14 protein-coding genes are annotated in these 13,456 nt (G+C 62.7%); 12 read left to right on the forward strand and 2 right to left on the reverse strand.

Annotated features, from left to right (window positions below; all coding sequences use genetic code 11):
• Positions 1–28: 28 nt before the first annotated feature.
• The 4 genes from F6X62_RS11005 to murB are packed head-to-tail and all read left to right on the forward strand — an operon-like array spanning position 29 to position 2,455.
• Positions 29–214 (forward strand): Trm112 family protein, encoded by a 186-nt coding sequence (locus tag F6X62_RS11005; protein WP_054893060.1) that lies wholly within the window; start codon positions 29–31, stop codon positions 212–214.
• Positions 211–975, forward strand: a complete 765-nt coding sequence (gene kdsB / locus F6X62_RS11010; RefSeq protein ID WP_153773499.1) for a 3-deoxy-manno-octulosonate cytidylyltransferase — start codon at positions 211–213, stop codon at positions 973–975. Before F6X62_RS11005 ends, kdsB begins: the two co-directional genes overlap by 4 nt.
• A complete protein-coding gene (locus tag F6X62_RS11015) occupies positions 975–1,439 on the forward strand; it encodes a low molecular weight protein-tyrosine-phosphatase (RefSeq protein ID WP_153773500.1) in 465 nt (154 codons plus the stop codon). Before kdsB ends, F6X62_RS11015 begins: the two co-directional genes overlap by 1 nt.
• Positions 1,436–2,455 carry a UDP-N-acetylmuramate dehydrogenase gene (gene murB / locus F6X62_RS11020; protein WP_153773501.1) on the forward strand — a complete coding sequence of 340 codons (1,020 nt, stop codon included), beginning with the start codon at positions 1,436–1,438 and terminating at the stop codon, positions 2,453–2,455. The genes F6X62_RS11015 and murB overlap by 4 nt, the downstream gene beginning before the upstream one ends.
• 100 nt (positions 2,456–2,555) lie before the next feature.
• On the opposite strand, the gene rne is transcribed toward murB, so the two are convergent.
• Positions 2,556–5,786 (reverse strand): ribonuclease E, encoded by a 3,231-nt coding sequence (gene rne / locus F6X62_RS11025; RefSeq protein ID WP_153773502.1) that lies wholly within the window; start codon positions 5,784–5,786, stop codon positions 2,556–2,558.
• 741 nt (positions 5,787–6,527) lie between these two features.
• Between rne and rluC the strand changes: the two genes are divergently transcribed.
• From rluC to F6X62_RS11040, 3 genes are read left to right on the forward strand one after another with little or no spacing between them, the layout of a single operon-like run.
• Positions 6,528–7,484 carry a 23S rRNA pseudouridine(955/2504/2580) synthase RluC gene (gene rluC / locus F6X62_RS11030; protein ID WP_063543827.1) on the forward strand — a complete coding sequence of 319 codons (957 nt, stop codon included), beginning with the start codon at positions 6,528–6,530 and terminating at the stop codon, positions 7,482–7,484.
• A 6-nt stretch (positions 7,485–7,490) separates the two neighbouring features.
• Positions 7,491–8,171, forward strand: coding sequence for an HAD family hydrolase (locus F6X62_RS11035; RefSeq protein WP_153773503.1), 681 nt, complete (start codon positions 7,491–7,493; stop codon positions 8,169–8,171).
• Positions 8,172–8,173: 2 nt separating this feature from the next.
• The gene (locus F6X62_RS11040) at positions 8,174–9,169 is read left to right on the forward strand and encodes a S49 family peptidase (RefSeq protein WP_054893067.1); all 996 of its coding nucleotides are present in this window, start codon (positions 8,174–8,176) and stop codon (positions 9,167–9,169) included.
• Positions 9,170–9,202: 33 nt separating this feature from the next.
• Here F6X62_RS11040 and F6X62_RS11045 read toward each other — a convergent pair whose 3' ends face one another.
• A complete protein-coding gene (locus F6X62_RS11045) occupies positions 9,203–9,781 on the reverse strand; it encodes a nucleoside triphosphate pyrophosphatase (protein ID WP_153773504.1) in 579 nt (192 codons plus the stop codon).
• A gap of 95 nt (positions 9,782–9,876) precedes the next feature.
• Here F6X62_RS11045 and F6X62_RS11050 point away from each other — a divergent pair, with 95 nt between their 5' ends.
• The 5 genes from F6X62_RS11050 to fabG all read left to right on the forward strand — a co-directional run bounded on the left by F6X62_RS11050 (position 9,877) and on the right by fabG (position 13,438).
• Positions 9,877–10,404 carry a YceD family protein gene (locus F6X62_RS11050; protein ID WP_081255215.1) on the forward strand — a complete coding sequence of 176 codons (528 nt, stop codon included), beginning with the start codon at positions 9,877–9,879 and terminating at the stop codon, positions 10,402–10,404.
• A 13-nt stretch (positions 10,405–10,417) separates the two neighbouring features.
• Entirely contained in the window at positions 10,418–10,600 is a 183-nt protein-coding gene (gene rpmF, locus F6X62_RS11055; RefSeq protein ID WP_008096416.1) for a 50S ribosomal protein L32, read from the forward strand.
• A gap of 3 nt (positions 10,601–10,603) precedes the next feature.
• On the forward strand, positions 10,604–11,614 hold the full coding sequence (plsX, locus tag F6X62_RS11060; protein WP_081255216.1) for a phosphate acyltransferase PlsX: 1,011 nt from the start codon (positions 10,604–10,606) through the stop codon (positions 11,612–11,614).
• Between the two features lie 127 nt (positions 11,615–11,741).
• The gene (gene fabD, locus F6X62_RS11065) at positions 11,742–12,680 is read left to right on the forward strand and encodes an ACP S-malonyltransferase (protein ID WP_112897752.1); all 939 of its coding nucleotides are present in this window, start codon (positions 11,742–11,744) and stop codon (positions 12,678–12,680) included.
• Positions 12,681–12,697: 17 nt separating this feature from the next.
• Complete coding sequence (fabG, locus tag F6X62_RS11070; protein ID WP_054925392.1) at positions 12,698–13,438, forward strand: 3-oxoacyl-ACP reductase FabG; 741 nt, start codon at positions 12,698–12,700, stop codon at positions 13,436–13,438.
• Positions 13,439–13,456: the final 18 nt, after the last annotated feature.

A 13,456-nucleotide genomic window follows, 5' to 3' on the forward strand; every position in this document is an offset into this window, starting at 1 on the left:
TCCGGCCTCCGGCCTCAAGGACACCTCCATGGACACCAAACTGCTCGATATCCTGGCCTGCCCGATCACCAAAAGCCCACTCAAGCTCAGCGCCGACAAGACCGAGCTGATCAGCAAGGGCGCCGGCCTGGCCTATCCGATCCGCGACGGCATCCCGGTCATGCTGGAGAGCGAGGCGCGCACCCTGAGCGACGACGAGCGCCTGGACAAATGAGCCTGAATTTCACTGTGGTGATTCCTGCCAGGCTGCGCTCCACGCGCCTGCCAGGCAAGCCGTTGCTACCGATCGCCGGCAAGCCAATGATCCAGCATGTCTGGGAACAGGCCCTCAAGAGCGGTGCCTCACGTGTAGTCATTGCGACCGACGATGCCAGTATTCTCGAAGCATGCCAGGCCTTTGGCGCCGAAGTGCTGATGACGCGTGCCGACCATGAGTCGGGTACCGACCGTTTGGCCGAGGTGGTCGCGCATCTGGGGCTGCCGCCAGACGCCATCGTAGTCAACGTGCAGGGCGACGAACCGTTGATTCCGCCGGTGATCATCGACCAAGTGGCCGCCAATCTGGCGGCTCACCCCGAGGCGGGTATCGCAACCCTGGCCGAGCCGATCCATGAGCCGCAAAGCGTGTTCAACCCCAACGCGGTCAAGGTGGTCAGCGACAAGAATGGCCTTGCCCTGACCTTCAGTCGTGCGCCGCTGCCATGGGCGCGCGATGCCTTCGCCAAAGGCCGCGACCTGTTGCCGGAAGGGGTGCCGTATCGTCGTCATATCGGCATGTATGCCTACCGTGTCGGCTTCCTGCAGGATTTCGTCGGTTGGGGCCCGTGCTGGCTCGAGCAGACCGAGGCGCTGGAGCAGTTGCGGGCGCTTTGGCATGGCGTGCGTATCCATGTCGAGGATGCCATCGAAGCGCCGGCAGTGGGTGTCGATACCCCTGAAGACCTGGAGCGCGTACGGCGCTTGCTGGAGGCCTGATGCGCGTATTGTTCGTCTGCCTGGGCAATATCTGCCGTTCACCCACCGCCGAGGGTGTTCTGCGCCACCAATTGCAGGCTGCAGGGCTTGCAGAGCGCGTGCACGTGGCCTCAGCAGGGACCGGAAACTGGCACGTGGGCAAGGCGCCCGACAGCCGTACCTGCAAGGCTGCACTGGTACGGGGTTATGACTTGTCGCGCCAGCGCGCACAGCAGGTCAAGGCCGCTCACTTCGGTGAGTACGACCTGATCCTGGCCATGGACAAGAGCAATCTGGGTAACCTGCAGGCGCTACGCCCGCAGGATGCTCGCGGCGAGCTCGACCTGTTCCTGCGCAGGTATGGCGCGATGCTGGATGAGGTGCCGGACCCTTACTATGGCGGTGCCGAAGGTTTCGAGCAGGTGCTGGACCTGATCGAAGCGGCCTGTCGCGAGCTGGTCGTGGAAATCAAGGGGCGGTTATGACAGCGCAGTGGCAGGAGCGTGTATCGCTCAAGCCGTTCAACACCTTCGGTATCGACGTCAAGGCGCGCTACCTCGCTTTGGCCCATGACGACGATGAAATCCGCCAGGCTCTGGCAGTGGCTGCGCAACGGCAGTTGCCGGTGCTGGTGGTCGGCGGCGGCAGCAACCTGCTGCTGACCCGCGACGTCGATGCCTTGGTACTGCACATGGCCAGTCGTGGCCGACGCATCCTCAGTGACGATGGCGAGCGTGTCGTGATCGAGGCCGAGGCAGGCGAGCCGTGGCATCCGTTCGTGCAATGGAGCCTGGCGCAGGGCCTGTGCGGGCTGGAGAACCTCAGCCTGATCCCCGGCACGGTCGGGGCGGCACCGATGCAGAACGTCGGGGCGTACGGGGTCGAGATCAAGGATGTGTTCGCAGGCTTGACCGCTCTGGACCGTGAGACCGGCCAGTTGCGTGACTTCACGTTGAACGAGTGTGCGTTCGCCTATCGCGACAGTGTGTTCAAGCGCAACCCGGGCCGTTGGTTGATCCTGCGTGTGCGTTTTGTGCTGAGCCGTACATTGCGTGCGCACCTGGACTACGGGCCGGTTCGACAGCGCTTGCAAGAGCAGGGCGTGCAGGAGGTGACTGCACAGGCCATCAGCGATGCCATCTGCAGCATCCGTCGCGAAAAGCTTCCGGATCCGGCCGAGCTGGGCAATGCTGGCAGCTTCTTCAAGAACCCGGTGGTCTCGGTGCAGTTGGCTGAGGGTATTCGCGCACGTTATCCGAGTCTGGTCGCCTATCCTCAGTCTGAGGGGCAGGTCAAGCTGGCGGCAGGCTGGCTGATTGAGCAGGCGGGCTGGAAGGGCTACCGTGAGGGTGATGCTGGCGTGCATCGCTTGCAGTCGCTGGTGCTGGTCAATTACGGCCAGGCGAGTGGCGCACAGTTGCACGCCCTGGCGCAGCGAATCCAGGCGGATATCCTTGAACGGTTTGGCGTCGAGTTGGAGATGGAGCCGAATCTGTACTGATCGTCACTACCCGGCTGGCCCGGCTTTCCTGGGTTTTGAGCGATAAAGAAAAACCCCCGCCAGTTCGCACTGGCGGGGGTTTTTCATTCAGCTGCCGGAATCAACCGTGGTGAGGCTTGTGCTCATCCTCGGTGGTTTCCAGTGCCGGGGCAGCTTCGGCGGCAGCCTGGGCTGCGGCAGCAGCAGCGGCAGCGGCTTCAGCCTCACGCTTGCGGCGACGCACTTCACGCGGGTCGTTCGGCGCACGGCCGTTCGGCAGCATGATGGTGGCCGCTTCTTCGACAGCCGGCTCTTGGGCCGGAGCAGTTTCAGCTACGGCAGGGGCAGGCTCTTCGGCAGGGGTTGCTTCAGCGACGACCGGTGCTGCCTCGACAGCCACTGGCTCGACCACGACAGGCTCGATCACTTCGGCTTCGACAGCGGGTGCTTGCTCTACGGCAGTTTCAGCAACCGGTGCTTTCTCCGCTTCGCTCGCTTCCACGGCCGGTGCTTCGGTGGCTGGCGCTTCGACTGCAGGCGCAGGCTCGCTGGTGGCCACTTCGGCCTGTGGTTGTGCAGGCGCTTCGACGACAGGCTCGATGCCTGGTTCGACCACGGTCACAGGCGCATTGACCGGCTGCTCGACGACAGGCGCGATCGCGACTTCCTCAGCTTTGGCGACAACCTCGGCCGGCTCGGCGGGCTGAACCACTTCATGGTCGTCAGCCTCCACGACAGTGGCGGTGGCGCGCTCGGCCTGCTCGTTGGCCTGGGCCTCGGCGTCGGCACTGATATTGCTGCTGGCAACGGCAGCGGTGACCGCCAGGCCTGCGGCCAGTTCGGCACCCAGCTCAGTGGCCTTGTGCTGCTGTGGCTGCTGCTCTTCGCCGGCTTCATCATCGCCGTCGATCAGTTCACCATTGGCATTGCGCTGGCGCTCACGACGGTTGCTGCGGCGACGCTGGCCACGGGAGCGGCGGCGAGGGCGTTCGCCATCGGCACCCTCCTGCTCATCCTGCAGCAGTTCTTCGTTAGGCAGTTGCTCCTCGCTCGCCTCGGCAGCCTGTTCGGCGGCACGTGGCTGGCGCTCTTCGCGCGGCTGGCGTGGTTGGCGTTCTTCGCGTGGTGCGCGCTCTTCACGCTCCTCGCGTGGTGCGCGTTCCTCACGGGCCGGACGCTCTTCACGAGGTGCGCGTTCTTCGCGTGGGGCACGTTCTTCGCGTGGTGCGCGTTCCTCACGGGGTGCGCGCTCTTCGCGGGCTACGCGTTCCTCGCGAGGTGCGCGCTCTTCGCGTGGAGCACGCTCCTCGCGGGCCGCCGGGGCAGTATCCAGTGGCTCGCGCAATTCGCGGACGCGTTCTTCACGATTACCACGGCGGTCTTCGCGTGGTTGACGAGGTGCACGTTCTTCGCGTGGTGCACGTTCTTCACGAGGTGCGCGCTCCTCGCGTGGCTGGCGCTCTTCGCGTGGGGTGCGCTCACTGCGCTCTTCACGCGGTTTGCGGTCTTCATCGCGACGGCCATTGCGGTTGCGGCTCTGCTGACGGCCGTTGCGGCGTTCCTCGTTGCGCTGGCTGCGCTCGGTGGTCGGCTTCTCGGGGGTGGCGGCGGGAGCGACGACGGGTTCTTCCTTGCCGGCGAACAGGCTGACCAGCGACTTGACCAGGCCCTTGAACAGGCTTGGCTCTGGCGCGGCGACAGGCGCTGGAGCGGTTGCAGCAGGTTTTTCTTCGCTCGGGCTAGGCTCAGGGGCGTTGGTGCGAGCCGGAGCGGTCTTCACTGCAGCTTCCTGGCGAACCAGGGTGCGGGTAGCGGTTGGTTGCGGCGCTTCCTCGGCTTCGCTGGTGGCGATTTCGTAGCTCGACTGGTTGTTCAGCACGTCCGGATTGTCGTCGCGCAGGCGCTGGACTTCGAAGTGCGGGGTTTCCAGGTGGTCGTTCGGCAGGATGATGATGCGTGCACGGGTGCGCAGTTCGATCTTGGTGATCGAGTTGCGCTTCTCGTTGAGCAGGAAGGCGGCTACCGGGATCGGCACCTGTGCGCGTACCTCGGCGGTACGGTCTTTCAGTGCTTCTTCCTCGATCAGGCGCAGGATCGCCAGCGACAGGGACTCGACGTCACGGATGATGCCGGTGCCCGAGCAGCGCGGGCAGACGATGCCGCTGCTTTCGCCCAGCGACGGACGCAGGCGCTGGCGAGACATCTCCAGCAGGCCGAAGCGCGAGATGCGGCCGACCTGGACGCGGGCGCGGTCGGCTTCGAGGCATTCGCGAACGCGTTCCTCGACGGCGCGCTGGTTCTTGGCCGGGGTCATGTCGATGAAGTCGATGACGATCAGGCCGCCGATGTCACGCAGGCGCAGCTGGCGGGCGATTTCCTCAGCCGCTTCCAGGTTGGTCTGCAGGGCGGTTTCCTCGATGTCGCTGCCTTTGGTGGCGCGCGCCGAGTTGATGTCGATGGAGACCAGGGCTTCGGTCGGATCGATGACGATCGAACCGCCGGACGGCAGGTCGACCACACGCTGGAAGGCGGTCTCGATCTGGCTTTCGATCTGGAAGCGGTTGAACAGCGGGACGCTGTCTTCGTACAGCTTGACCTTGCTGGCGTACTGCGGCATCACCTGGCGGATGAAGGTCAGGGCTTCTTCCTGAGCATCGATGCTGTCGATCAGTACTTCACCGATGTCCTGGCGCAGGTAGTCGCGAATGGCGCGGATGATGACGTTGCTTTCCTGGTAGATCAGGAAGGGCGCGACGCGATCCTGGGAGGCTTCCTTGATGGCGGTCCAGAGTTGCAGCAGGTAGTCGAGGTCCCACTGCATCTCTTCGCTGCTGCGGCCCAGGCCGGCCGTGCGCACGATCAGGCCCATGTCGCCGGGAACGGTCAGGCCGTTGAGGGCTTCGCGCAGCTCGTTGCGCTCTTCGCCTTCGATGCGGCGGGAAATGCCGCCAGCGCGTGGGTTGTTCGGCATCAGGACCAGGTAGCGGCCGGCGAGGCTGATGAAGGTGGTCAGGGCTGCGCCCTTGTTGCCACGTTCTTCTTTCTCGACCTGGACGATGACTTCCTGGCCTTCGCTCAGCACTTCCTTGATGTTCACCCGACCTTCAGGCGACTTCTTGAAATACTCGCGGGAGATTTCCTTCAGCGGCAGGAAGCCGTGACGTTCGGAACCGAAGTCGACGAAGGCGGCTTCGAGGCTGGGTTCGATGCGGGTGATCTTGCCTTTGTAGATGTTGGCCTTTTTCTGCTCACGCGCGCCGGACTCGATATCCAGGTCGTAGAGGCGTTGGCCATCCACCAGGGCTACACGCAACTCTTCGGGTTGAGTCGCGTTAATCAGCATTCTTTTCATGTTGTACCGTCGGTTTCCGGGCTGCCGGAAACGGCGTTCGGCACACACGACTTCTCATGGTCGGTGCCAAGGTGCGCAAAGGGTGGCGTGCCACCCCCGTGTCCAACGACGTTCGGCACCAGCCGGTTGCCCAGCCTGCCGTTGTCGCGACGACGCGTCCTGTTTGCTGCGGTGCCTATCGCACTCAGTCAGGAGGAGGAATCAGCCGAGGGCCGTGGACGCCTCTGGGGCATCTGCAAACACCGGTTCCGCTCGCCGGGCCATTACAGTGGGCCGGTGGCCGGCCGTGCTGTACGGTCCGGGCTGTACATCTCCACCCTGCACGTATCCCTGATAATTCGGGTGCTGCCGCGCGCTGAATCCGCAACGGGTTGCATTTTTCGCCAGCGCAGATTCTGGGCTGGCGCCATTCATGTCCAAGGCAGGTATTTCCGAAGCATTCGCCAGGCGCTGCACGGAAGCGACGAGGCGGGGCAGGGGCATGCGAAAAAGAACAGGAGGGAGGTGAAACACCGCACTTGTCGTTTTTTTCGTTCTTCTCTGCTCGGCGCTGGTGGCGATTCCAGGCATTTCGGTAAACTGGCGAAAACCCCGTCGGACGGCCTCGCGTCCTCGAGAATTGCGTTGGTCAGGGCCGGTTCGAAACCGTGCGGTACTGACCTACCGCTTTTGGCGGCGTTCGCGACTATAGCAGTAATCATTAAGTGCTTCAATTCCATAAAAAATTGTTATGATCCAGCAATGACGACCAATAATCCCCCGACTTCCGGCGTTCAGCTGATCGAAGTCGCGCCGGAACTTGCCGGCCAACGCATCGACAACTTCCTCATCACGGCCCTCAAGGGCGTGCCCAAGACCCTGGTCTATCGCATCCTGCGCAAGGGTGAGGTACGGGTGAACAAGGGGCGCATCAAACCCGAATACAAGCTGCAGGCTGGTGACATCGTGCGCGTGCCGCCTGTCCGATTGCCCGAGCGCGACGAGCCGGCTCCCGTGGCGCAGGGGTTGTTACAGCGGCTGGAGGCGGCGATCGTCTACGAAGACAAGGCGCTGATCGTGATGAACAAGCCCGCCGGTATTGCCGTGCACGGTGGCAGTGGCCTGAGTTTCGGGGTGATCGAGGCGCTGCGCCAGTTGCGTCCGGATGCCAAGGAGCTCGAATTGGTGCACCGGCTGGACCGCGATACGTCGGGCCTGCTGATGATCGCCAAGAAGCGCAGCATGCTTCGTCACCTCCACGCAGCGCTGCGCGGTGATGGCGTCGACAAGCGCTACATGGCGTTGGTGCGTGGGCACTGGCCAACGTCGAAGAAGCAGGTCAATGCGCCCTTGCAGAAAAGCAACCTGCGCTCTGGCGAACGCATGGTCGAGGTAGACGAAGAGGGCAAGGAGGCGTTGACGCTGTTCCGCGTGCTGCGTCGCTTCGGTGAGTTCGCCACGATGGTCGAGGCGCGTCCGATTACCGGTCGCACCCACCAGATCCGTGTGCACACGCTCCATGCCGGGCACATGATCGCCGGTGACAGCAAGTACGGCGATGAAGACTTCACCCGCGAAATTCGTGATCTGGGGGGCAAGCGCCTTTTCCTCCACGCTTATGCGTTGACCGTGCCCCTGCCGGACGGTGGCGAATTGAAGCTCGAAGCGCCGGTGGACGAGATGTGGGCCAAGACCGTGGAGCGCCTGAGTGCGACCTGACCTGTCATGAGCAAACCCTACGAGCTGCTGATCTTCGATTGGGATGGCACCCTTGCCGACTCCATCGGGCGCATCGTCGAAGCGATGAATGCCGCTGCCGAGCGTGCCGGCGAGGCTCCCAGTGCCGACGCTGCGGTCAAGGGCATTATCGGCCTGGCCCTGAGCGAGGCGATCTCGGTGCTTTATCCGCATCTGGATGCCCGGCAGCTCGAGATTTTTCGCCAGCACTATGCAGATATCTACACGGCGCTGGATCAGCAGCCCTCACCGCTGTTCGAAGGGGTGGTGGAATCGCTGGAAGCCTTCCGTAGCGAGGGCTATCGTCTGGCGGTGGCCACCGGCAAGGCGCGTCGTGGGCTCGACCGGGTGCTCAAGGCCAATGGCTGGGAAGGGTATTTCGATATCACTCGGGCCGCTGATGAAACCCGCGGTAAACCCCATCCGTTGATGCTTGAGGAAATTCTCGCCCATTGCCGGGTCGAACCTGGCAGGGCGCTGATGGTCGGAGATTCGGCATTCGATCTGCAGATGGCCAGTAATGCAGGCATGCACTCGGTTGCGGTGGGGTATGGCGCGATGTCGCTGCAGGCGCTGAGCGAATTCGGGCCGCAGATGTGCGTCGAGCATTTTTCACAGTTGCGTGAGTGGCTGGCTGGTCCCGCGCAGCTTCAACTCCAAGGTAGGTGAGCATGGCTGACGAGTGGAAAGCCCCTGAGTCCGAGGGTGCAGCGCAGGACAAGGAGGAGCGCAAGAGCTGGAAGCTGCTCGAGAAGACGCTCCTGGCGGGTGTTCAGGAGCAGCGTCGTGCGCGGCGCTGGGGGATCTTCTTCAAGCTGCTGACCTTTCTCTACCTGTTCGGTCTCCTGTTCCTGTTCTCTCCGCTGATGGATATGGAGAGCACGGCTTCGCGCAGTGCCAATCATACCGCCTTGGTGGAAGTGCGCGGGGTGATCGCCGATCAGGAAGCTGCCAGTGCCGACAATATCATCAAGAGTCTGCGCGAGGCGTTCAAGGACGCCAAGACCAAGGCTGTGGTGATGCGCATCAACAGTCCGGGCGGCAGCCCAGTGCAGGCGGGTTACGTATATGACGAGATTCGTCGGCTGCGTGCTGAATATCCGGCAATCAAGCTGTATGCGGTAATCACTGATCTTGGTGCTTCGGGCGCCTACTACATCGCCAGTGCGGCGGACGAGATCTACGCTGACAAGGCCAGCCTGGTCGGATCCATTGGTGTAACTGCCGCCGGCTACGGCTTCGTCGGCGCCATGGAGAAGCTTGGGGTCGAGCGTCGTGCCTATACCTCTGGTGAGCACAAGGCCTTCCTTGACCCGTTCTCGCCGCAAAAACCTGAAGAGACAGCGTTCTGGCAGGGTGTGCTGGATACCACGCACAATCAGTTCATCGCCATGGTGAAGCAGGGGCGAGGTGAGCGTCTGAAGGACAAGGAGCATCCCGAGCTGTTCAGTGGTTTGATCTGGTCGGGCGAGCAGGCCAAGGCGCTAGGCTTGATCGATGGCCTGGGCAGTGCCAGCTATGTGGCGCGTGACATTGTCGGCGAGAAGGAGTTGGTGGACTTCACGGTGCAGGAATCGCCGTTCGATCGCTTCTCCAAGCGTATCGGTGCCAGCGTCGCCGAGCGTCTGGCCATGTACATGGGCTTCCAGGGGCCATCCCTGCGTTGATTCATGAGTGGGGCTGCCGGGCAGCCCCGTCTTTCAGGGTAGCTGCACACCTTCTGCGTGCAGCATGTCTACCAGGCGAATCAGCGGAAGCCCGATCAGGCTTGTCGCATCGCAGCCGTGGGTGCTCTGGAACAGTGTCACCCCCAATCCCTCCGCCTTGAAGCTCCCTGCGCAGTCCAGTGGTTGCTCTGCGCGCACGTAGCGCTCGACCCGTTCGCGGTCCAGTTCGCGCAGGGTTACGGTGAACGGTATGCAGTCGACCTGGCATTGCCCTGTGTTGCTGTTGAGCAGGGCGAGGCCGGTCAGGAAGGTGACTTGCTGGCCGCTGGCGGCCAGCAATTGCTCGCACGCGCGTTCGAAGGTGTGTGGCTTGCCAAGGATCTGCTCGCCCAGCACGGCGACCTGGTCCGAGCCGATGATCAGGTGTTGCGAATGGCTGTTCGCCAGGGCTTCGGCTTTTTGTCGGGCCAGGCGGCGAACCAGGTCGGTAGCCGGCTCCTCGGCAATGCGCCCTTCGTCTATATCGGGGCTTGCCCAGGTGAAAGGCAGGCGCAGGCGCTGGAGCAATTCGCGCCGGTAGGGGGAGCTTGAAGCAAGCAGCAGGGGAAGCATGGTAGACTCCTTCGCAATTGAACCGATTCTAACATGCGTGATGCCGCCTAATTTCCTTTGACAGGGGCGGGGGGCATCCCTAGAATGCTGCGCCTATGTTGAATGACCCGATTCCACCTCACGTTGACCCGCGCAAATTAGCCGATCGTGGCGTAACCCTCCAAGGTTCGCTGCAGCTCGCTGATTTGGAAAGACTCTGCGACCCGCTTTCCGATAATGTCGGTACGGTGCAGGCGAAGTTCGATTTTGAGCGAGACGAGCAGCACGTTGTGGTTATCCACAGCGATCTGAATGTCGAAGTCAAAATGGTTTGCCAGCGTTGTCTTGAGCTGGTCACCCTGCCGATCCACAGCGAATGTACTTATGCCGTGGTGAAGGAGGGTGCGAATACCCAGTCGTTGCCGAAAGGCTATGACGTGCTGGAACTGGGCGAAGATCCTTTGGATCTGCAGGCGCTGATCGAGGAGGAGCTTTTGCTCGCCCTCCCCATCGTGCCTGCTCATCATCCGGAAGAATGCCAGCAGCCGGCGGGCGCAGACGAGCCCGAATCGAGCAAGGACGAGGTATCGCGGTCCAACCCGTTCAGTGTCTTGGCGCAGTTAAAGCGTGACCCAAACGTTTAGGAGTTAATCAATTATGGCTGTTCAGCAGAACAAAAAATCCCGCTCTGCCCGTGACATGCGCCGTTCGCACGACGCCCTGTCGGAAAACGCGCTGTCCGTAGAGAAGAGCACCGGTGAAGTACACCTGCGCCACCACGTTTCGCCAGAAGGCGTATACCGTGGTCGCAAAGTGATCGACAAGGGCGCTGACGAGTAATCCTTGTCCGCTCAGATCATCGCGATCGACGCAATGGGCGGGGACTTCGGTCCCCGCAGCATTGTCCAGGCTAGCATTGCCTGCCTTTCGGCTACCCCCTCGCTGCACCTGACCCTCGTCGGTCAACCCTCTCTCCTTGAAGAACTTGTCAGTGGCCTTGCAGCTGCCGATCGTGCGCGCCTGCAAATTGTCGCGGCGAGCGAGGTGGTGGGCATGGACGAGCGGCCTTCGCAGGCGTTGCGCGGCAAGCCTGATTCGTCGATGCGCGTCGCCCTCGAGCTGGTGCGTGACGGCAAGGCGCAGGCCTGTGTGAGCGCCGGGAACACCGGGGCGCTGATGGCGCTGTCGCGATTTGTCCTCAAGACGCTGCCGGGCATCGATCGCCCCGCCATGGTGGCGGCGATTCCGACCCAGGCTGGCTATTGTCAGTTGCTCGACCTGGGGGCCAATGTCGATTGCAGTGCCGAGAACCTCTACCAGTTCGCCGTGATGGGGTCGGTGGCGGCTCAGGCGCTGGGGATCCAGCGACCGCGCGTGGCGTTGCTCAACGTCGGTACCGAGGATATCAAGGGCAACCAGCAGGTCAAACTGGCGGCCAGTCTGTTGCACAATGCCCGTGGGCTGAACTACATCGGTTTTGTCGAAGGCGATGGCCTGTATCGCGGCGAGGCCGATGTGGTGGTGTGCGACGGCTTCGTCGGCAATATCCTGCTCAAGTCCAGCGAAGGGCTGGCGAGCATGATCGGTGCGCGTATAGAGGCGCTGTTCAAGGGTGGGCTGTTTTCTCGTGCGGCCGGGGTGGTGGCGATGCCGTTGCTCAGGCGCCTGCAGGCTGACCTGGCACCGGCGCGACACAATGGCGCAAGTTTTCTCGGTTTGCAGGGGATCGTCATCAAGAGTCATGGTTCGGCAGGCGTACAGGGCCTGCAGAGCGCCATCCAGCGCGCGCTGATCGAGATCCAGGAAAACCTGCCGCAGCGGCTGCACGGTCGTCTCGAAGACCTGTTGCTTTAGGCATATTGGCGATGAAGTGGTTAAATGTGACCGCTTGGTCTGCGTTTCCATCCAAGTTTTCAGATTCCGCGCCTCGCCATTGGTGGGGCGCACCCTATCCGACGACAAGATCATAAGGGCTTGTTCAATGTCTGCATCCCTCGCATTCGTCTTTCCTGGTCAAGGCTCCCAGTCGCTGGGCATGCTCGCCGAGCTCGGCGCTGAAAAGCCGGTAATCGTCGAGACCTTCAAGGAAGCTTCCGAGGCTCTGGGCTACGACCTGTGGAAGCTGGTCCAGGAAGGTCCGGAAGAACAACTCAATCAAACCGACAAGACCCAGCCGGCGATCCTGACGGCCTCGATTGCCCTTTGGCGTCTGTGGCTGGAGGAGGGTGGTGCGCAACCCGCCCTGGTCTCTGGTCACAGCCTGGGTGAGTACAGTGCCCTGGTCGCTGCCGGTAGCCTGTCGCTCAAGGACGCCGTTCGCCTGGTCGAGCGCCGTGGCCAGCTGATGCAGGAAGCCGTGCCTGCAGGTCACGGTGCCATGGCTGCGATTCTCGGCCTGGATGATGCTGATGTGGTAGCCATCTGCGCCGAGGCTGCCGAGGATGAAGTGGTCAGTGCGGTCAACTTCAACTCCCCGGGCCAGGTCGTCATCGCCGGTAACAAGGCGGCGGTCGATCGTGCGATTGAGCTGTGCAAGGCCAAGGGCGCCAAGCGTGCGCTGCCACTGGCGGTCAGCGTGCCGTCGCATTGTGCGCTGATGAAGCCGGCTGCCGAGCGTTTCGCTGAAGCGGTCAACGCCATCGAGTGGAAGGCGCCGCAGATTCCGGTGGTGCAGAACGTCACCGCCGCCATCGCTGCCGATCTCGACGCACTCAAGCGCGACCTGTTGGCGCAGCTGTACCAGCCGGTACGTTGGGTAGAGTGTGTGCAGACCCTGGCGGCCAGTGGTGCGGTCAATCTGGTCGAGTGCGGCCCGGGCAAGGTCCTGGCTGGCCTGAACAAGCGTTGCGCCGATGGCGTTACCACCTACAACCTCAATACCCCTGACGCCGTCGCCGCCACCCGCGCGGCGCTGGCCTGATATCTGGAGAAACTTGCATGAGCCTGCAAGGTAAAGTTGCACTGGTCACCGGCGCCAGCCGTGGTATCGGCCAGGCCATCGCCCTGGAACTGGGCCGCCAGGGCGCTACCGTAATCGGTACCGCCACTTCCGCTTCGGGTGCCCAGCGTATCGCCGAGACCCTCAAGGAGCACGGTATCACCGGTACCGGTCTTGAGCTCAATGTCACCAGCGAAGAGTCCGTGAGTGCCGTGCTGGCAGCGATCACCGAGCAGTTCGGTGCTCCGGCGATCCTGGTCAACAATGCCGGCATCACCCGCGACAACCTGATGCTGCGCATGAAAGATGAAGAATGGTTCGATGTCATCGACACCAACCTCAACAGCCTCTACCGTCTGTCCAAGGGCGTGCTGCGCGGCATGACCAAGGCGCGCTGGGGTCGTATCATCAGTATCGGTTCGGTTGTCGGGGCCATGGGTAACGCCGGCCAGGCCAACTACGCCGCTGCCAAGGCGGGCCTCGAAGGTTTCAGTCGAGCCCTGGCGCGTGAAGTGGGCTCGCGCGGTATCACTGTAAACTCGGTCACCCCGGGCTTCATCGATACCGACATGACCCGCGAGCTGCCCGAAGCGCAGCGTGAAGCGCTGCAGACCCAGATTCCGCTGGGCCGCCTGGGTCAGGCCGAGGAGATCGCGAAAGTGGTTTCCTTCCTGGCATCCGACGGCGCAGCCTATGTCACAGGCGCTACCGTGCCGGTGAACGGCGGGATGTACATGTAACATCAGCAACTCAATGTG

It is taken from the genome of Pseudomonas sp. MNR3A, from assembly GCF_009650575.1.
Taxonomy (GTDB): Bacteria; Pseudomonadota; Gammaproteobacteria; order Pseudomonadales; family Pseudomonadaceae; genus Aquipseudomonas; species Aquipseudomonas machongensis.

Coding starts and splice junctions, on each gene's coding strand:
- F6X62_RS11005 (WP_054893060.1), top strand. CDS start 29: ATGGACACCAAACTGCTCGATATCCTGGCCTGCCCGATCACCAAAAGC.
- kdsB (WP_153773499.1), top strand. CDS start 211: ATGAGCCTGAATTTCACTGTGGTGATTCCTGCCAGGCTGCGCTCCACG.
- F6X62_RS11015 (WP_153773500.1), top strand. CDS start 975: ATGCGCGTATTGTTCGTCTGCCTGGGCAATATCTGCCGTTCACCCACC.
- murB (WP_153773501.1), top strand. CDS start 1,436: ATGACAGCGCAGTGGCAGGAGCGTGTATCGCTCAAGCCGTTCAACACC.
- rne (WP_153773502.1), bottom strand. CDS start 5,786: ATGAAAAGAATGCTGATTAACGCGACTCAACCCGAAGAGTTGCGTGTA.
- rluC (WP_063543827.1), top strand. CDS start 6,528: ATGACGACCAATAATCCCCCGACTTCCGGCGTTCAGCTGATCGAAGTC.
- F6X62_RS11035 (WP_153773503.1), top strand. CDS start 7,491: ATGAGCAAACCCTACGAGCTGCTGATCTTCGATTGGGATGGCACCCTT.
- F6X62_RS11040 (WP_054893067.1), top strand. CDS start 8,174: ATGGCTGACGAGTGGAAAGCCCCTGAGTCCGAGGGTGCAGCGCAGGAC.
- F6X62_RS11045 (WP_153773504.1), bottom strand. CDS start 9,781: ATGCTTCCCCTGCTGCTTGCTTCAAGCTCCCCCTACCGGCGCGAATTG.
- F6X62_RS11050 (WP_081255215.1), top strand. CDS start 9,877: ATGTTGAATGACCCGATTCCACCTCACGTTGACCCGCGCAAATTAGCC.
- rpmF (WP_008096416.1), top strand. CDS start 10,418: ATGGCTGTTCAGCAGAACAAAAAATCCCGCTCTGCCCGTGACATGCGC.
- fabD (WP_112897752.1), top strand. CDS start 11,742: ATGTCTGCATCCCTCGCATTCGTCTTTCCTGGTCAAGGCTCCCAGTCG.
- fabG (WP_054925392.1), top strand. CDS start 12,698: ATGAGCCTGCAAGGTAAAGTTGCACTGGTCACCGGCGCCAGCCGTGGT.